Below are 17,588 nucleotides of genomic sequence, written 5' to 3' on the forward strand. Positions count from 1 at the left end.
CGCCGGAAAATCGGCCCGGAACCGGGCTCAATTACGGATATGGTGGGTCTTCTGGTAAATCGCCGTCGAGCGTGCGCCGGAACGGCAATAGCCGAGCATCGGCCGCGGGAATTCATCGAGCGCGTCGACCATGCCCTGCACGGCTTCCTCGGTCACGCCCATCGGTCCAACCGGCACATGAGCGATCTCGAGACCGAGCTCCTTGGCGCGCGCCTCGATAACGGAGAACGACGTCTGGTCGGGACTTTCATGGTCGGGGCGGTGGCAGACGATCGATTTGAACCCCAGCGCCTTGATCTCGTCGAGCTCGTCCAGCGTGATCTGGCCCGAAACCGAATATTCATCGTCGATCTGGCGAATATCCATCGTCTTGTCTCCTCAAAAATCGTGGGCTGAAGGTCTACGACGGAGGTCTGCCAGCGTCAACAACACTTCGCTCACAGGAAGGCAAAGCTCAGCGCATAGCTGCGGCTCTCGCCGGGCGCCAGCATGTTGAACTCACCAGCTGCCTCAAGCTCGTCGCGCGAGACCCACCGATGCGACACCGGCTCGATGCCGATGATGTGGGCTGGCGCCTTCTGGTTCCGCCAGACCTGCAGATGGGGCAGCGTGTCGGCGCGGAAACGCACTCGCAGCGTCCTGCCGCCGATCGCGGCGATCGGTCCGAGACGGACCTCCGCGAACCCCTCCTCCGCAGCCGGCGCCGCGACGCAGAAGATGCCGCCCGGCTCCTCGCCGAACGTCCAGGGGAAACCGCCATTTTCCAGCATCCGGCCTTCGAGCCGCGTGTCGTCGTCCAGCCATTTGCCGCCGGTGTTCATGTGGTACATGAGGAAGGTCGGCACCGTCCGATCGCTTGTATTGACGACCCGGTCCTCGAGCCGCACCTCGCCGGTCGCACCATCGATCCGCCACAGCCGCTCGATGCGCTGCGGCAGTCCCTCGACGGTGGTGATGTCGATATCGGCGCGGCATTCGGCATTGGCGTTCTCGAACTTCGTCCACAGCACCTTTGCCGCATGACCGGAGGCCGATCCGTGCAGCGGATAGACCTTGCCGTCGTCCCGGCCGGCGATCGGCTGGCGGTGGCGGATATGGTCCGGCCCGCAGGTGAACAGGAAGCCTTCGAGCGAGTGATCGATTCGCGGATCGCCGTCGTCGGGAATGGCGCGTTTCGGCGCGATGTCGACGCCTTCGACGATGCATCCGCCGATATCCAGCACCGATGTTTCATCCAGCATCAGGCGTGGCCCGCTTGCGGCGGCAAATTCGATCATCACGGTCTCCTCAGGGATTATCGACTCTTTAGCGCCGTGCGCCTTCCGGATCGCCACGAAGGACGCTCTAACTCTTTGAATCCTCGTATCGTCCTTTCCGAAAATCGGTTCCGATCTCGGAAAGGACGATACGCTAGCGTTAGGTTTCACGCCGCCATTCGTCAATCGGTGCGGCTCCTATCTTGTGTTTTTGCAGCAACCGTGAATTTTGCGGAACTGACACAAGGACGCAAACGTTTATCAGTAAAAGGAAATCTTAGTGATTTTCATATTTTGTTCAGCACGCTTTCATAAATTCCACACTAGCGTCAAAATTCGCAGGTGTGTGTCTGCCAGTCACTGATCGAGGTATGATACGTGGATCGCTTTTTGAAGTCGGCATTTTGTCTCGCGGCCGTCCTGGCTGCTCTTGCGGCTACAGCGCCGCAGGCAAGCGCGCAGCAGTTCCGCGATCGCCGCCAGAGCGATATCGTGCTTGTGACGCCGAGGGGCGAAATCCTCGACTATGTTCCAGCCGGCTATATCTACGCCCGCGACCGTAGCGGCAATCGCGTGTTGATCGACGACTATGGCAACGTCGTCGCCACCGAGATGCGCGCCCGCGGCTACTATCCGCCGCAGCCCGGCCCGCGCGAAGTCTATAACGACCAATACGGCAACGACCCCTATTATTCCGACAACAATCCCGACGGCGATACGCGTTATTCCGAGCGCGGCGCCGTCACCGGCGGCATTCCGCGCGATGCCGCGATCGAGCGACAGCCGCTCGGTGACCAGCCCTATCCCGAGGATAACAGCATCGGCAATCCGCAGCCCGGCGACGATTATGCCTCGATCGATCCCGACCAGCAGATCCCGCCCGCCGATCAGCCGAAGGCCGCACCCGATGAACCTGTCATCACGCTGAACAACAAATCGAAGCCGGAGATCGTCGCATTGCAGGTCTTCCTCGACCGCGCCGGCGTCTCTCCCGGCGTCATCGACGGCCATATGGGTTCGAACGTCACCAAGGCGATCTTAGCCTACGATCAGATGACCGGCTCGAAGCTCGATCCGAACAACACCGACGCCATTCTGGAAGAGCTGCGCATGACCGGCGGGCTGCCCGTCGTCAGCTATACGATCACGCCGGCCGATGCGGCCGGACCTTTCGTCGCCGAGATTCCGGAAGACTATTCGCATAAGGCGCTGCTGCCGTCGCTGGCTTACACCTCGACCACCGAAATGCTGGCCGAGCGTTTCCACATGGATGAGGCTTTCCTCAAGGAGATGAACCCCGGCGCCGACTTCACCGTTCCCGGCACCGTCATCAAGGTCGTCAATCCGGGAGAGCCGAAGAGCGGCGCGGTCGCCCGTATCATCGCCGACAAGGGGCGTAAGCAGGTCTTCGCTTATGACGGCGCCGGCAATCTCCTCGCCGCCTATCCGGCGTCGATCGGCTCCACCGATACCCCCTCTCCGTCAGGCACGGTCAACGTCGAGCGCGTCGCCCTCAATCCCGGCTACACCTACAATCCGAAGATCAATTTCCAGCAGGGCGCCAATGATAAGATCCTGAACATTCCGCCCGGCCCGAACGGTCCCGTCGGCACCGTCTGGATGGCGCTTTCCAAGCCGACCTACGGCATTCATGGCACGCCCGAGCCCTCGAAGATCGGCCGCACTCAGAGCCACGGCTGTATCCGCCTGACCAACTGGGATGCCACCGAGCTTGCCAAGATGGTCAAGCCGGGCGTGACGGTCGAATTCGTCGACTGACTACAGCAACGCGTCGTCATTAACCGTGACGCGGCCACGCCACGTCCGCTTTTTGACACAACAATCTAGCGGCGACCGCGGCGGCAGTTCAAATTTGCTCTCCCGTTTCAAAGTTTAGAACCTGAAAGCGCGCCAAAAGCTATTAAATCTGTAGATTTCATCTCCTGACATTTAGGAGGTCGTATGAAATCGTTTGTTCGCTTGGCTTTGAGCGTGTTCGCGGGTTTGGTCGCAATCGGCACGGCGCGGGCTGCCGATGTCTCGGAAATTCGCGTGGACTGGGCAACCTACAACCCGGTCAGCCTTATTCTGAAGGATGAAGGCATCCTGGAAAAGGAATTCGAAAAGGACGGGATCAAGATAACCTGGGTCCAGTCCGCAGGCTCCAACAAGGCGCTGGAATTCCTGAATGCCGGCTCCCTCGACTTTGGCTCGACCGCGGGTGCGGCTGCATTGATCGGCCGGGTCAACGGCAACCCGATCAAATCCATCTATGTCTATTCGCGTCCGGAATGGACCGCGCTCGTAACGCGCAAGGATACCGGCATTGCCAAGGTCGAGGACCTCAAGGGCAAGTCCATCGCCGTGACGCGCGGCACCGATCCGCATATTTTCCTGGTACGCGCGCTCGCCGATGCAGGTCTCACCGAAAAGGATGTTTCGCTTGTTCTGCTCCAGCATGCGGACGGCCGCCTTGCTCTGAAGCGGGGGGACGTCGATGCCTGGGCGGGCCTCGATCCGATCATGGCCTCCGCCGAGATCGAAGATGGCGATATTCTCTTTTATCGCAAGCCGGAGAATAACAGCTGGGGCGTTCTCAACGTGCGCGAGGAGTTTGCCGCCGCGCATCCGGACATCGTTAAACGCGTGCTTGCCTCTTACGAGAAGGCGCGCACTGAGGCTCTGAAAGATCCGGCAAAGCTCAAAGCCGCCCTAGTTGCCGCCACCAAGCTGCCCGATACCGTAATTGAGCGCCAGCTGGAGCGCACGAACCTCGGCTATTCCGTGATCGGCGATGCCCAGCGCGAGACGATCGAAGCCGCAGGTCTTGCTCTGCAAAAGGCGGATGTCATCAAGGCGGATGTCGATGTCAAAACGGTCGTCTCCACGCTGATCGATCCCAGCTTCGCCTCCGCCGCTCTCGGCCAATGAAGCGATAGGAAACACATTCCCATGTCGTTGGTCGACATCGCGCTGTCATGGCGCAATACCGAAACAGAACGGGAGACCCGGCAGCGCCGGGTCTCGCCTTTCGATCACCCGATCGTCGGGATCGTGTTTCCAATCGCATTGTTTGCCGCCTGGGAGATCCTCGTCCGCACAGGGATAGTCGGCGGCCGCTTGATGCCTCCGCCCTCGAAGATTCTTTATACGGTCTATACGCTGGCCGGATCCGGCGATCTGGCTACCCATGTCGGTGCGACGCTGCGCAGAGTGGCGATCGGTTTTGCCTTCGGGTCCCTGGCGGGGACTGTGCTCGGGGCGCTGACAGGCTACTCCAAACTGCTGGCGCGCCTGCTCGATCCGACACTGCAGGCCCTGAGAGCGATTCCTTCGATTGCCTGGGTGCCGCTCTTCATCCTGTGGTTCGGCATTTTCGAGGCCTCCAAAGTCGCCTTGATTGCCGTCGGCGTCTTCTTCCCGGTCTATCTCGGGGTCTATGGCGCGGTCATCGGCGTCGACAGGCGCATCGTCGAAGTCGGTCGCGTCTTCCGGCTTTCGGGGTTCGAACTCATTCGTCTGATTCTGCTGCCGGCGGTCCTTCCGGACTTTATTCTGGCTCTGCGCGCCGGCCTTGGTCTCGGTTGGATGTTCGTTGTCGCGGCGGAATTCATGGGCGCGTCGGAGGGCCTGGGATATCTCCTGGTGGATGGTCAGCAGCTCGGAAAACCGGATCAAATCCTGGCGGCTATCTTGATCTTTGCCATTGTCGGCAAGGCGACCGACAGCCTGCTTCTGATTGCGACCAGACCATTTCTGCGCTGGCGTGACAGCCATACGAGCGGGATCTGACATGCTCGAGATCCGCTCGCTATCCAAGGTCTATCCCAACGGAACGCACGCGCTGCAAGACTTTTCCCTGAGCATCGGAAAGGGAGAACTGGTGGCAGTCATCGGCGGCTCGGGTTGTGGCAAGAGCACTCTTCTGAGGCTCTTGTCAGGCCTCGAAGCCCCGACACATGGCGAAATCAGCTCGCAGGGACGGCGGCTGACGGAGCCGGACTCGTTGGTGAACATCGTCTTCCAGGAGCCTCGGCTCTTTCCCTGGCTGAGAGTCGCGGACAATATCGGTTTCGGCCTGCGACATCTCCCAAGCAGCGAACGGGATGAGCAGGTATCGGCGGCCCTGGAGAAGATCGGCCTTCGTGGCTACGAGAAGCGCTGGATCAAAGAGCTGTCCGGCGGGCAGGCGCAACGCGTGGCCTTGGCGCGCGCACTCGTTACGAAGCCGGCCGTACTTTTGTTGGACGAGCCCTTCTCCGCGCTTGATGCGATGACGCGTGTTGATCTCCAGGATCATTTGATCGACCTCTGGCAGGTGAATGCCACGACGATGCTACTGGTCACCCATGACATCGAAGAGGCAGCTTTTCTAGCGGATCGCGTGGTCGTGATGAGCCCCTGGCCGGGACGCATTCTCGAAGTGGTCGACATGGGCTTGCCGCGGCAACGCAATCGCATGTCCGACGAATTTGCCGCTGTCAAAAGGCGCCTTTCCGATCTCCTGGCCCGTTCCCTCAACAATGGCAGCCGCTCGGCGAGTGCCTGAAAAACGAAATGCGTCGCGGGCGAACCGGACGCATTTTGTTCGACAATACGGGAAACGGTTAGGCGGCGGTCGCCATGCGGGCCGAGGCCGTCAGCCTGACCGGCAGCTTGCGCATCATTTCCTCGGCAAAACAGGTGGCGTTTTCCCGCGCCTTGTCGAGGTTGCTGACGCGTGTGGGGTCGATCGTGTGCAGTGTGCCGCCACAGTCGAAGATGTCGCGGAAGGCGGAGCGTTCGATAATCGCGGTATCCAGCACCGGCACGTGCCGCTCGCTGAGCAGCGACTTGACGACTTGCAGCGCCCGCGTCGTCACCATCGAATTGACACGGGTGAGCACCACCGAATGGCCGATCTTGATGCCGGCCTTCTCATCCAGATACTGCAGTAGTTCGAGCACCTGCGCGCCACCGCGCGCATCCATCGCACAGCCCTGAATGGGGATCAGCACATGGTCGGAAAGGCCGACGGCGGTGGCAAGCAGCGGATTGCGCGCACCCGGCAGGTCGACGATGAAATAGTCGGTGTTGTGCTTGTTCTCGCTGATATGTAGCGGCAGCGACGCAGTTGTCACGAAATCGATCACCGAAAGATTGGCCACATGACCTGATATTTCGTGCCAGCGCGAAATCCAGTGCTGCGGGTCGGCGTCGAGAATGGTGACGCGATAACCTTTGCGGGCAAGCTCGGTCGCGAGCAGCAGAACAGCGGTCGTCTTGCCGGCGCCGCCCTTGGTATTTGCGAATGTGATAACAGGCATGTTCGGTCCTCGGAAGGAAATGGTGCGAGCTGGAATCGCTCTTTTACGCACCCGTCGGAGCATCGTGCGGTTAATCCATCCTTTCTAATCATGGTTAACAAATTCGAAACACGCGCGGCGAAATTGCAGCCGGTATTTTTCACATCCCTAAAAATAGGGATGCCGCCGAAACGAAAAAAGCCTGGAAAACCAAGGTTTTCCAGGCCAGTCTGTAGGTCCGCTTTTATATTGTCAGAAGCAATCCCTGAAAAGCACCTTGGTATTTTCGAGTGTCATTGCAACCGGATTGCCTCCGGCGCTCGGATCTTCGATCGCCATGGCCGACAATTCGTCGATGCGGTCGGCGGCGATTCCCATCGCCGACAGCGTCTCCGGCACGCCGAGTTCGGAGCGGAGCTTCAGCACATAATCGTAGAATCCGTCGAAACCGCCCGAAATGCCGAGATAGGCCGCGGCACGGCCGATCTTCTCCTCGATTGCCTTCCGGTTAAAGCGCAGCACCGCCGGCATCACCACCGCGTTGGTCATGCCGTGATGGGTGTTGTAGACAGCTCCGATCGGGTGCGACAGCGCGTGAATGGCGCCGAGCCCCTTCTGGAAGGCCACCGCACCCATGGCGGCGGCGGCCATCATGTTGGCGCGAGCTTCCAGATCCGTGCCTTCCCTATAGGCGCGCGGCAGGAATTCCTTGACGAGCCGCATGCCTTCGAGCGCGATGCCGGCTGACATCGGGTGATAGAAGGGCGAGGAATAGGCCTCCAGGCAATGGGCGAAAGCATCCATGCCGGTGCCGGCCGTGATGATCTTCGGCATGCCGACCGTCAGTTCCGGATCTGAAATGACGACACCAGGCAGGAACTTCGGATGGAAGATGATCTTCTTCACATGCGTTTCGGAATTGGTGATGACGCTGGCGCGCCCGACTTCCGAACCGGTGCCTGCCGTTGTCGGCACCGCGACGATCGGGGCGATGCCCTCGAGGCTCGCACGCGTCCACCAGTCACCGATATCTTCGAAGTCCCAGACCGGCCGCGTCTGGCCGGCCATGAAGGCGACGCACTTGCCGAGATCGAGGCCGGAGCCGCCGCCGAAGGCGACGACGCCGTCATGGCCGCCATCCTTGAAAGCCCTGACGCCGGCTTCGAGGTTCTTCTCGTTCGGGTTCGGATCGACATCGGCAAAGATCGCCCGGCCGAGGCCGGCATCTTCGAGAATATCGAGCGCAGTCTTGGTGATTGCCATCGAGGCAAGGCCACGGTCGGTGACGAGCAGCGGCTTCTTGATGCCGAGGCTCTTGCAGGCGTCGGCCAGTTCCGTGATGCGGCCCCGGCCGAGCTTGACCGATGTCGGATAGCTCCAGTTTGCGATGATGTTGCTGCTCATGCTGTGACTTTCTTCAGATGGAAGGATTTCGGACGCGTCAGATTGTGGAAGCCGATGATCGACAGCGAACCGCCGCGGCCGGTCTCCTTGACGCCGGTCCAGCAGAGCGCCGGATCGAGATAATCAGCGCGGTTCATGAAAACGGTGCCGGTTTCGATCTCGCGGCCGAGCCGCCCTGCCCGCTCGACATCTTTGGTCCAGAGCGAGGCCGTCAGCCCGTACTGGCTGTCGTTCATCAAAGCGAGTGCCTCTTCGTCGCTCTTCACCTTCATGATGCCGACCGCCGGGCCGAAAGTCTCTTCGCGCATGAAGGCCATGGAATGGTCGACATTGACGAGAACCTGCGGTGCCAGATAGGCGCCGCCGTCATCCTGAGGAAAAAGCTTGGGATCGACGAGCGCCTTGGCGCCCTTGGAAACCGCGTCGGCGATCTGCTCGCGCACCACCTTGGCGAAGCGCATATGCGCCATCGGCCCGAGCGACGTCTCGGGATCAAGGGGATTGCCGAGCTTGTAGTTCGATACCCAGGCAACCGATTTCTCGACGAAGGCGTCATAAAGCGATTCATGCACGTAGATGCGCTCGATGCCGCAGCAGCACTGGCCGGAATTATAGGTCGCGCCGTCCATCAGCGTGTCGACGGCCGCCTCGAGATCGGCGTCTTCCATGACGTAACCCGGATCCTTGCCGCCGAGTTCGAGGCCGAGACCGGTGAAGGTGCCGGCGGCGGCCCGCTCCATCGACCGCCCGCCTTCGACCGATCCGGTGAAGTTGACGAAATTGAAGCTGCCGGCGGCAATCAGCGCCGATGTCGTTTCATGGTCGAGAAAGACGTTCTGGAACACATCCTCGGGAACGCCAGCCTCGATGAAGGCCTGCACCAGCCGCTCACCGACAACAAGCGTCTGCGAGGCATGCTTCAGCACCACGGTGTTGCCGGCCATCAGCGCCGGCGCGATCGTATTGATCGCCGTCATATAGGGATAGTTCCACGGTGCGACGACGAAGACGACGCCATGCGCCTCGCGCTCGATGCGACGCTCGAAACGCTCGCTCTCCTCGACCACAACAGGCGCCAGCGCATCCGCCGCGATCGAAGCGACATAGTTGGAGCGCTCGTTGAAACCCTTGTATTCGCCGCCATACTTGATCGGCCGGCCCATCTGCCAGGCGAGTTCAGGCACAACGACGTCGGACATCGCGTTCAGCCGCGCCACACCCTTCAGCACCAGTTGCACGCGCTCTTCAAGCGGCCGTTTCGCCCAGGCCTTCTGCGCCTTGCGGGCACGCGCCACCGCATCCTTCGCGGCATCGAGCGAAAGTGCCGGACGCTCGGCATAGATCGAGCCGTCAACCGGTGAAATGCATTGGATCATTGCCATGATCTATTCCTGTCCTCGTATTCTTCAAAATGTGTGTGGGCGACCGCCCCTCATCCGCCTGCCGGCACCTTCTCCCCGCACGCGGGGAGAAGGGACTACGCAGCACCGCTTTCGTCAACCGCAAATCCCGCGCAGGGCACGTCCCCTCTCCCCGTCAGAACGGGGAGAGGGTTAGGGTGAGGGGCAAACCCACGAAATGCCTATTAAGCCCTTTCGAAACCCCGCGCCACTTCCCAGTCGGTGATGCGGCGATCATATTCCTCCTGTTCCCATTCGGCAGCGCGGGTGTAATGGTCGATCACGTCGTCGCCGAAGGCTTTGCGCAGCATCGCCGATTCCGTCATCGCCGCCGTGGCCGCGCGCAGGGTGCGCGGGATCTCGCGAATATCCTTGCCGCCATAGGCGTCGCCGACAAAGGGCGCCTCGAGTTCGAGCTTGTTCTCTATGCCGTCGATGCCGGCGGCAAGCAGCGCCGCGAAGGCGAGATAGGGATTGAGATCGGAGCCGCCGACGCGGCACTCGATACGGATTCCCTTGGTCTCCTCGCCGCAGAGCCGGTAGCCGGCGGTGCGGTTGTCCTTGCTCCAAATCGCCTTGGTCGGCGCAAAGGTGCCGGCCATGAAGCGTTTGTAGGAGTTGATGTAGGGCGCCAGGAAATAGGTGATCTCGCTCGCATGCGCGAGAAGCCCGGCGACGTAATTGTGCATCAGCGGCGACATGCCGTATTTGCCGGTATGGTCGAAGAACAACGGCTTCTCCTCCAGGCTCCAGAGCGACTGGTGGATATGCGAGGAACTGCCGGCAGCGTTGTAATTCCACTTGGCGAGGAAGGTGATGGCCTTGCCCTTCGACCAAGCGATCTCCTTGCAGCCGTTCTTGATGATCGCGTGCCGGTCGGCCATGGCGAGCGCATCGGCGTAGCGCACGTTGATCTCCTCCTGGCCGGCCGAAGCCTCGCCCTTGGAGTTCTCGACCGGAATGCCGGCGCCCTGCAGCCCAGTGCGGATCGCCCGCATCACCTCTTCCTCCTTGGTGGTCTGGAAGATGTGGTAATCCTCGTTATAGGCGCTGGCGAGCTTGAGATTGCGGTAGCCGGAAGCCTGCGCCGTCTCGTAGCTCTGGTCGAACAGGAAGAATTCGAGCTCGGAGGCCATATAGGCCTTCATGCCCATATCCTCGAGCCGCTTCACCTGCTTCTTCAGGATCGCGCGCGGCGAGTGGGCGACCTCCTCATGGGTATGATGGTCGAGCACGTCGCAGAGCACCAGCGCCGTGCCGTCGAGCCAGGGAATGCGGCGCAGTGTCGCCAGATCCGGCTTCATCGTGTAGTCACCGTAACCCTTCTCCCAGCTCGTCGCCTTGTAGCCGGAGACGGTCTCCATCTCCATATCAGTCGCTTGCAGGTAATTGCAGCTGTGCGTTTCCTTCCAGGCGCTCTCGACGAAATATTCCGCCTGGAAACGCTTGCCCATCAGCCGGCCCTGCATATCCACCTGGCAGGCCAGAACCGTATCGATGCGCCCTTCGGCAACATCCTTCCTGAGATCGTCGATTGTGTAGCTGCTCATGATTGATCCGCCTGAAATAGGGATTGATAAAATCGGGGCAACGAAATCGCATCCGCTCGGCCTGGTATCACGGCCCGATGCCTTTTCGTTGAACCGGTGATGGGGCCGCAGGATGCGGCCCCGCCATTTGAGAGGGAAGCCTCGGTGCTTAGTTTTCGCCACTTTCGCCGACGGCTGCTTCGGCGGCCGCGATCTCGGCCTGGCGCTTTGCCACTTCGGCACCGATCGGCGGCCCCTTGAAGCGGCGGCTTTCGAAGCCGAACCAGACGATTGCCGTCAGCACCAGGAAACCGACGGTGATGTAGAGCGCCCATTCGTTCGGCGGCTGAATGCCGAGGATGAAGATCAGGATCATTGCGATGATGGTCAGCACGGCAAAGAGCTTGAAGACGCCTTCGCCGAGGTTCCACGGCCCCATCTTGTCCCACTTCGACGTGCCCCAGGCGAACAGGCCGAGCGTGATCGGGATCGCGAAGGAGAAGAACAGGAAGATGACCGTGCACGAGACGACGATCGTGTAGACCGGCGTGTCGCCGATCGAAACGAGCGAGGAACCCCAGACGAACAGAACCGACAGGATCGAGCCGGTCCAGATCGCAGCCACCGGCGTGCGGTATTGCGGGCTGACCTTCGAAAGGGCCTTCGATGCCGGCAGACCGCCGTCACGCGAGAAGGCGAAGATCATGCGCGAGACCGAAGTGACGGTCGCAAGGCCGCACAGCCATTGGCTGACCAGGATGGCGAGATAGAGAATGTCCTTGACGATCGGGTTGACCTGGCTGTCCATCGCCCAGAAGAACACGTTCCAGCCCTGCTTTGCCGCATCGTCCATGTTCGGCAGCATGAGGACGAAGGCGCACAGCATGATGTAGCCGAAAAGCGCCGACCAGAGCACCGAGGCGACCATGCCGCGCGGGACAGATTCGGCAGCTTTGACCGTCTCTTCCGACGTATGCGCCGAGGCATCATAGCCGGTGATGGTGTAGATCGGCAGCAGCAGGCCGAGAAGAAAGACCCAGGCGCCGGAGGTGGTCGGCCAGACATTGCCGCCGGCTTCACCGGAATAGTTGGCGAAGGTGAAGAGGCGACCGATCTCGTAGGAGGGCGCTGCGATGAGGCAGACGACCGCCAGCGCGATCGAGGTCGCGAAGATGAGATAACCCGAGAAATCGGTCAGCTTCGCGGTCAGTCCGATGCCCATGTGATTTACGAGAGCCTGCGCACCGGTGATGATGACGAGGAAGATGATGCGCACCGTCGTCGAGTCGGTCAGCCCGAGATAGCTCGTGCCGAACGAACCCATGAAGAAATAGTAGGTGCCGACATTGATGGCGCCGAGCACGGTGACGAGACCAAGCAGGTTGAACCAGGCGGTCAGCCAGCCGGTGAAGCGGTTGCCGAGGATCGAGCCCCAGTGATAGAGCCCGCCGGCCGTCGGATAGGCCGAGCTGATCTGCGCCATGGCGACGGCAAAGACGAGCGAGATGAAGCATCCCACAGGCCAGCCGATGCCGATGGCGGCGCCGCCGGCACCCGAGGTCGCCTGCGCCAGCGAATTGATGCCGCCGGAGAGAATGCAGATGATGGAAAATGAAACGGCGAAATTCGAGAACGAACTCATGCGTCGTTCGAGTTCCTGGGCATAGCCCATGGAATGCAGGATGTGCACATCCTGCTTCTTGTCCAGTTCGGTATAGTCCGACATGACTTCCCCCTGTTCACGACCGGCCGCGGGATTGCGGACCGATTCAGTGCCAATTGCCCGCGGCATTTTCGCCGTGCGGACGTTCGCAGTTAAACTGCTCCCTCGAGTCTTCTTTTTATTCAGCCGTCCAGGCTTTGCTGGAGCAGCCTTTTCAAATAATCGGCCATGACCCCTTGGCCGATATCGTCTGCGATGAAGTCGTTGCGGACCTCGATCATCACATTGCGCAAGCCGTTCGAAAGCCCGTGCAGGATCAGCGTGTGGGTGACGCCATCCTCGGGTCCGTAAGGCTCGTTGCGTTCCGTCCTGTAAAGCGGCGCCTCGGCCGCGGCTCTCAGCATGCGGTCGGCGAGCCGGCTGTCCTCATCGTGCAATATGCCGAGTTCGACGGCGCGTTCGCGGCCGTGATAGACCGGCGTGAAGCTGTGCATCGTCACGATGATGCTGTCCTGCCCTTTCGCCCGGCGATCGCGGATCAGCCCGCGAATAGCGTCATGGAAAGGTACATAGAGCGCATCGGTGCGCGCAAGCCGTTCTTCAGGGCTCAAATCCTTGTTGCCGGGAACGGCGTAAACTTCGCTGGTCTCCGGCATGGCGCCGGGTGCACTGGGCGGCCGATTGCAGTCGTAGATAAGCCGGGAGAACCGCTGGTAAACGAGCGTCGCGTCGAGCGCTTCCGATAGGATGCGGGCGACCGCCAGCGCGCCCGGGTCCCAGGCAATGTGGCTGGAGAGCGCTTCGCTGGGTAGGCCGAGATCGCCGAAAACAGCTGGAAGCGCATTCGAAGCGTGCTCGCAGATAAGAAGCACCGGGCTCGGGCCGTGGATGCGTTCGATCCCGACGCAGTCGCCGTCCGCTTCGCTGAGGATCTTCGGCCGGGCCAGCACCAAAGGCACCACTCCTTATCCCTTAACAAACTCTTGATGAAGAAAAGAATTCTTCAGGTTTCGGCCAGTGTCAAGCATGGGCTGAAAATTTCTTTTCATGACAGCGGTTGACATGGATTGTGACAGCGTTGTTAACTTTGAGTGGGAAAGTGGCGCCAGACCATCCCGGGGAGCATATTAAGTGACAGTTGCGTCGAAGACGGTTTCGGACGTCATACACTCGCATTTGGGGGTGTTGACTCGTGCCGAGAAGCAGCTGGCCGAAAGCCTGCTGGACAACTATCCGGTCTCCGGCCTCGGCAGCATCACCACGATCGCCGAAAACGCCGGCGTCTCGACGCCGACCGTCGTGCGCATGGTACAGAAGCTCGGCTTCAAGGGTTATCCGGACTTTCAGGCGCATCTGCATCAGGAAGTCGAGGCGACGATCTCGAACCCGATCGCCAAGCACGACCGCTGGGCGCAGAACGCGCCGGGCACCCATATTCTCAACCGTTTCGCCGATGCCATCATGGGCAATCTGCGCCAGACGCTGACAGATCTCGACACCGCGACGTTCGACAGCGTCGCCGCGTTGCTCTCCGATCGCAAGCGCGGCCTTTATTTCGTCGGCGGCCGCATCACCGGCGCCCTTGCCGAATATTTCTTCACCCATATGCAAGTGATCCGGCCGGCAACGACGCTACTATCGTCGAATTCAAGCAGTTGGCCGCAATATGTCCTCAACATGAATGCCGGCGACATCCTGATCATCTTCGACATCCGCCGCTATGAGCAGGAGATGGTGAGCCTTGCGACCGCCGCTCGCAAACGCGGCGCCGAAATCATCGTCTTCACCGATCAGTGGGGTTCGCCGGCCGCCAAGCTCGCCAGGCATGCCTTCCGCGTCCGGATCGAGGCGCCGTCGGCCTGGGATTCCTCCGTCGTCACCCTTTTCATCGTCGAAGCGCTGATCGAGGCCGTTCAGAATTCGACCTGGGACGAGACGAAAGAGCGCATGAAGACACTGGAAGGCCTGTTCGAGCAGACCAGGCTTTTCCGTAAACCGGGTTAGGAGGACAAGACTAAAACAGAAGAAAAACAATGACGGATTTTTCGCGGAACCAGACGACGTTGTCGCAAATAAAACATTTGTTGCAACCCCCGCTATTCACAGCAGAATTAACGTCACCGAACTGTCACACAAGCTTCATGTAATCTCATTAACAGCATCGCCAGACACTGAAAACCCGAAGGAGAACAACAGTGATCTCTAACATTTCTCGACTTCTGTCGCTTTCTACTGCGCTGATCGTGGCCTCGACCGCGATTGCCGCCGCCGAGCCGAGCGCTGAGCTTATCGCCGCCGCCAAAAAAGAAGGAAGCTTGACGACGATCGCTCTTCCGCACAGCTGGTGCGGCTATGGCGACGTCATTGCCGGCTTCAAGGCCAAGTACGGCATCGAGGTCAACGAACTGAACCCGGATGCAAGTTCGGGCGACGAAATCGAAGCCATCAAGGCCAACAAAGGCAACACCGGCCCGCAGGCTCCTGACGTCATCGACGTCGGCCTCTCTTTCGGCCCGTCTGCCAAGAAAGACGGCCTGATCCAGCCTTACAAAGTCTCCACCTGGGATTCCATTCCGGATACCGCAAAGGATTCTGAAGGTTACTGGTACGGCGACTATTACGGCGTTCTCGCGTTCCTGGTGAACAAGGATCTCGTCAAGGAATCGCCGGCCGACTGGGCCGACCTGAAGAAGAGCGACTATGCAAACACCGTCGCCCTCGCAGGCGATCCGCGCAGCGCCAACCAGGCTGTCCAGGGCGTCTACGCCGCTGGTCTTTCCGCATCCGGCGGCGACGCGGCCAAGGCAGCCGAGGAAGGCCTGAAGTTCTTCGCCGAACTGAACAAGAGCGGCAATTTCGTGCCGGTCGTCGGCAAGGCTGCTCCCTTCGCGCAGGGCTCCACGCCGATCGTCATCGCCTGGGACTACAACGCCCTCTCGTGGGGCGAAGGCCTGAAGGGCAATCCTCCCTTCGAGGTTGTCGTTCCGAAGACCGGCGTCGTAGCCGGCGTCTACGTTCAGGCGATTTCCGCCTTCGCTCCGCACCCGAACGCTGCCAAGCTCTGGATGGAATATCTCTATTCCGACGAAGGTCAGCTCGGCTGGCTGAAGGGCTATTGCCACCCGATCCGTTTCAACGATCTTGCCAAGAACAACAAGATCCCGAAGGAACTGCTCGACAAGCTGCCGCCGGCAGCAGCCTATGAAAAGGCTGTCTTCCCGACGCTGGAAGAGCAGGCCGCCGGCAAGGAAACCATCACCAAGAACTGGGATTCCGTCGTCGGCGCCAACGTTCAGTAAACTTTGATCCTGCCTCCCCGCCCGCCAAGGCGGGGAGGTTTTCTCACTCCGACGCCCCAGGATGAGCTTTTCCATGAGCACCGTTTCAACGCCGATGGCGAGCAGTGCCCCCTTGATCAACAAAGACCGCGTGATCGACTGGCTGGGCATCGCACCCTTCATTATTTTCTCCCTGCTATTCCTGATCATCCCTACGCTTTATCTCGTGGTGGGCGCGTTCCTGACGCCCGAGGGCGATTTCACGCTGAAGAATATCGGCGATCTTTTTACGCCATCGATCATGAGCGCTTACTGGATCAGTATCCGCGTCTCGGTCGCCTCCGCCCTCGGCGGCGCGTTGATCGGCTTTTTCCTTGCCTGGGCCGTCGTGCTCGGCGGCCTGCCCGCCTCCGTGCGCTCGACACTGCTGACCTTCTCCGGCGTCGCCTCGAATTTCGCCGGCGTGCCGCTCGCCTTCGCCTTCCTCGCAACGCTCGGCCGCACCGGCCTTGTGACGATCTTCCTGCGCGAATGGTTCGGCTTCAATCTCTACGGCACCGGCTTCAACCTGCTGTCCTTCTTCGGCCTCACCATCACCTACATGTATTTCCAGATCCCGCTGATGGTGCTGATCCTGACGCCGGCCCTCGACGGCATGAAGAAAGAATGGCGCGAAGCCTCGCAGATTCTCGGCGCCACCAACCGTCAGTACTGGACGATGGTCGCGCTGCCGATCCTCTGGCCGAGCCTGCTCGGCACGACGCTGCTGCTCTTCGCCAATGCCTTCGGCGCTATCGCTACAGCCTTTGCGCTGACCGGCAGTTCGCTGAACATCGTGCCGATCCTGCTTTATGCGCAGATCCGCGGCGACGTTCTGCATAATGCCAACCTCGGTTACGCCATCGCGCTCGGCATGATCGTGATAACCGGCGTCTCCAACGTCCTTTACCTCCTGCTGCGCATGCGCGCCGAACGGTGGCAGAAATGAAAGCTCAACGTCTCGGAGCCTGGATCGCCATCATTCTCGGCGCGTCCTACTTTATCATCCCGCTGATCGGCACAATCGAGTTTTCGCTGCGCATGCGCCGCGGCGAATACAGCCTCGATGCCTATGAGTCGGTCTTTTCAGACATTCAGTTCCGCGAGACGTTCGGCTATTCCATGCTGATGGCTCTGCTCACCATCGTCTTCGGCATGCTGCTCGTCGTGCCAACGGCATATTGGGTGCGGCTGCGCCTGCCGCAGATGCGCCCCGTCGTCGAATTCATCACGCTGCTGCCGCTTGTCATTCCGGCGATCGTCATCGTCTTCGGTTACCTCAGGATGTACAATTCGTCCTCTTACCTGCCGCTGACGGGTTCAACGACCGGCACCAACATCCTGCTGGTCTTCTCCTATATCACCCTGTCCCTGCCCTACATGTACCGCGCCGTCGATACCGCAATGCGCGCCATCGACGTCCGCACCCTGACGGAGGCAGCCGAAAGTCTCGGTGCCAGCTGGACGACCATCATGTTCAAGTGCATTTTCCCCAACGTCATGAGTGGCGTGCTCTCAGGCGCCTTTATCACGCTCGCGATCGTCATGGGTGAATTCACCTTCGCCGCGCTGCTCAACCGTCCGGCCTTCGGTCCCTACCTGCAGCTCGTCGGTGCCAACAAGGCCTATGAGCCTTCGGCGCTCGCCGTCATCGCCTTCTCGATCACCTGGCTCAGCATGGGCCTGCTCAACCTCGTTTCCCGCGTCGGCAAAGCCCGCCCGGCAAAGGCTTAA

Annotated in this window: 16 protein-coding genes; 8 read left to right on the plus strand and 8 right to left on the minus strand. The window is 60.5% G+C overall.

The annotated features are described in order from the left end of the window. Positions 1-27: 27 nt before the first annotated feature. Both G9X68_RS21100 and G9X68_RS21105 read right to left on the minus strand, forming a co-directional pair. Positions 28-366, minus strand: coding sequence for a protein tyrosine phosphatase family protein (locus tag G9X68_RS21100; RefSeq protein WP_018446573.1), 339 nt, complete (start codon positions 364-366; stop codon positions 28-30). Positions 367-437: 71 nt separating this feature from the next. Beyond that, complete coding sequence (locus G9X68_RS21105; RefSeq protein ID WP_171604092.1) at positions 438-1,277, minus strand: aldose 1-epimerase family protein; 840 nt, start codon at positions 1,275-1,277, stop codon at positions 438-440. 357 nt (positions 1,278-1,634) lie between these two features. On the opposite strand from G9X68_RS21105, the gene G9X68_RS21110 reads away from it, so the two are divergent. The 4 genes from G9X68_RS21110 to G9X68_RS21125 all read left to right on the plus strand — a co-directional run bounded on the left by G9X68_RS21110 (position 1,635) and on the right by G9X68_RS21125 (position 5,805). Then, on the plus strand, positions 1,635-3,035 hold the full coding sequence (locus tag G9X68_RS21110; RefSeq protein WP_171604093.1) for a L,D-transpeptidase family protein: 1,401 nt from the start codon (positions 1,635-1,637) through the stop codon (positions 3,033-3,035). Positions 3,036-3,218: 183 nt separating this feature from the next. Then, positions 3,219-4,187, plus strand: a complete 969-nt coding sequence (locus tag G9X68_RS21115) for an aliphatic sulfonate ABC transporter substrate-binding protein (RefSeq protein WP_171604094.1) — start codon at positions 3,219-3,221, stop codon at positions 4,185-4,187. A 21-nt stretch (positions 4,188-4,208) separates the two neighbouring features. Beyond that, on the plus strand, positions 4,209-5,048 hold the full coding sequence (locus tag G9X68_RS21120) for an ABC transporter permease (RefSeq protein ID WP_171604095.1): 840 nt from the start codon (positions 4,209-4,211) through the stop codon (positions 5,046-5,048). Position 5,049: 1 nt separating this feature from the next. Then, positions 5,050-5,805: an ABC transporter ATP-binding protein gene (locus tag G9X68_RS21125; RefSeq protein WP_171604096.1), complete on the plus strand. Its 756-nt coding sequence runs from the start codon at positions 5,050-5,052 to the stop codon at positions 5,803-5,805. 58 nt (positions 5,806-5,863) lie between these two features. Here the strand turns inward: G9X68_RS21125 and G9X68_RS21130 are convergent, their stop codons facing one another. From G9X68_RS21130 to G9X68_RS21155, 6 genes are all read right to left on the minus strand, one after another. Further along, a complete protein-coding gene (locus tag G9X68_RS21130) occupies positions 5,864-6,562 on the minus strand; it encodes a ParA family protein (RefSeq protein ID WP_171604097.1) in 699 nt (232 codons plus the stop codon). Between the two features lie 231 nt (positions 6,563-6,793). After that, on the minus strand, positions 6,794-7,945 hold the full coding sequence (locus tag G9X68_RS21135) for an iron-containing alcohol dehydrogenase (RefSeq protein WP_171604098.1): 1,152 nt from the start codon (positions 7,943-7,945) through the stop codon (positions 6,794-6,796). Next, complete coding sequence (locus G9X68_RS21140) at positions 7,942-9,327, minus strand: aldehyde dehydrogenase family protein (protein WP_171604099.1); 1,386 nt, start codon at positions 9,325-9,327, stop codon at positions 7,942-7,944. The genes G9X68_RS21135 and G9X68_RS21140 overlap by 4 nt, the downstream gene beginning before the upstream one ends. A gap of 203 nt (positions 9,328-9,530) precedes the next feature. Beyond that, positions 9,531-10,895 (minus strand): glutamine synthetase family protein, encoded by a 1,365-nt coding sequence (locus tag G9X68_RS21145; protein WP_171604100.1) that lies wholly within the window; start codon positions 10,893-10,895, stop codon positions 9,531-9,533. Positions 10,896-11,043: 148 nt separating this feature from the next. Next, entirely contained in the window at positions 11,044-12,600 is a 1,557-nt protein-coding gene (locus G9X68_RS21150; protein WP_171604101.1) for an amino acid permease, read from the minus strand. 119 nt (positions 12,601-12,719) lie between these two features. Further along, positions 12,720-13,490, minus strand: coding sequence for an N-formylglutamate amidohydrolase (locus G9X68_RS21155; protein WP_171604356.1), 771 nt, complete (start codon positions 13,488-13,490; stop codon positions 12,720-12,722). A 178-nt stretch (positions 13,491-13,668) separates the two neighbouring features. Between G9X68_RS21155 and G9X68_RS21160 the strand changes: the two genes are divergently transcribed. The 4 genes from G9X68_RS21160 to G9X68_RS21175 all read left to right on the plus strand — a co-directional run bounded on the left by G9X68_RS21160 (position 13,669) and on the right by G9X68_RS21175 (position 17,588). Beyond that, a complete protein-coding gene (locus tag G9X68_RS21160; protein WP_017961343.1) occupies positions 13,669-14,541 on the plus strand; it encodes a MurR/RpiR family transcriptional regulator in 873 nt (290 codons plus the stop codon). 191 nt (positions 14,542-14,732) lie between these two features. After that, positions 14,733-15,836: an extracellular solute-binding protein gene (locus tag G9X68_RS21165; RefSeq protein WP_171604102.1), complete on the plus strand. Its 1,104-nt coding sequence runs from the start codon at positions 14,733-14,735 to the stop codon at positions 15,834-15,836. Between the two features lie 73 nt (positions 15,837-15,909). Further along, the gene (locus tag G9X68_RS21170) at positions 15,910-16,803 is read left to right on the plus strand and encodes an ABC transporter permease (protein ID WP_064652265.1); all 894 of its coding nucleotides are present in this window, start codon (positions 15,910-15,912) and stop codon (positions 16,801-16,803) included. Further along, positions 16,800-17,588, plus strand: a complete 789-nt coding sequence (locus tag G9X68_RS21175) for an ABC transporter permease (protein WP_171604103.1) — start codon at positions 16,800-16,802, stop codon at positions 17,586-17,588. Before G9X68_RS21170 ends, G9X68_RS21175 begins: the two co-directional genes overlap by 4 nt.

This window comes from Rhizobium changzhiense, from assembly GCF_013087625.1.
Taxonomy (GTDB): domain Bacteria; phylum Pseudomonadota; class Alphaproteobacteria; order Rhizobiales; family Rhizobiaceae; genus Rhizobium; species Rhizobium sophorae.

Coding starts and splice junctions, on each gene's coding strand:
- G9X68_RS21125 (WP_171604096.1), top strand. CDS start 5,050: ATGCTCGAGATCCGCTCGCTATCCAAGGTCTATCCCAACGGAACGCAC.
- G9X68_RS21175 (WP_171604103.1), top strand. CDS start 16,800: ATGAAAGCTCAACGTCTCGGAGCCTGGATCGCCATCATTCTCGGCGCG.
- G9X68_RS21105 (WP_171604092.1), bottom strand. CDS start 1,277: ATGATCGAATTTGCCGCCGCAAGCGGGCCACGCCTGATGCTGGATGAA.
- G9X68_RS21135 (WP_171604098.1), bottom strand. CDS start 7,945: ATGAGCAGCAACATCATCGCAAACTGGAGCTATCCGACATCGGTCAAG.
- G9X68_RS21140 (WP_171604099.1), bottom strand. CDS start 9,327: ATGGCAATGATCCAATGCATTTCACCGGTTGACGGCTCGATCTATGCC.
- G9X68_RS21120 (WP_171604095.1), top strand. CDS start 4,209: ATGTCGTTGGTCGACATCGCGCTGTCATGGCGCAATACCGAAACAGAA.
- G9X68_RS21170 (WP_064652265.1), top strand. CDS start 15,910: ATGAGCACCGTTTCAACGCCGATGGCGAGCAGTGCCCCCTTGATCAAC.
- G9X68_RS21100 (WP_018446573.1), bottom strand. CDS start 366: ATGGATATTCGCCAGATCGACGATGAATATTCGGTTTCGGGCCAGATC.
- G9X68_RS21145 (WP_171604100.1), bottom strand. CDS start 10,895: ATGAGCAGCTACACAATCGACGATCTCAGGAAGGATGTTGCCGAAGGG.
- G9X68_RS21150 (WP_171604101.1), bottom strand. CDS start 12,600: ATGTCGGACTATACCGAACTGGACAAGAAGCAGGATGTGCACATCCTG.
- G9X68_RS21115 (WP_171604094.1), top strand. CDS start 3,219: ATGAAATCGTTTGTTCGCTTGGCTTTGAGCGTGTTCGCGGGTTTGGTC.
- G9X68_RS21130 (WP_171604097.1), bottom strand. CDS start 6,562: ATGCCTGTTATCACATTCGCAAATACCAAGGGCGGCGCCGGCAAGACG.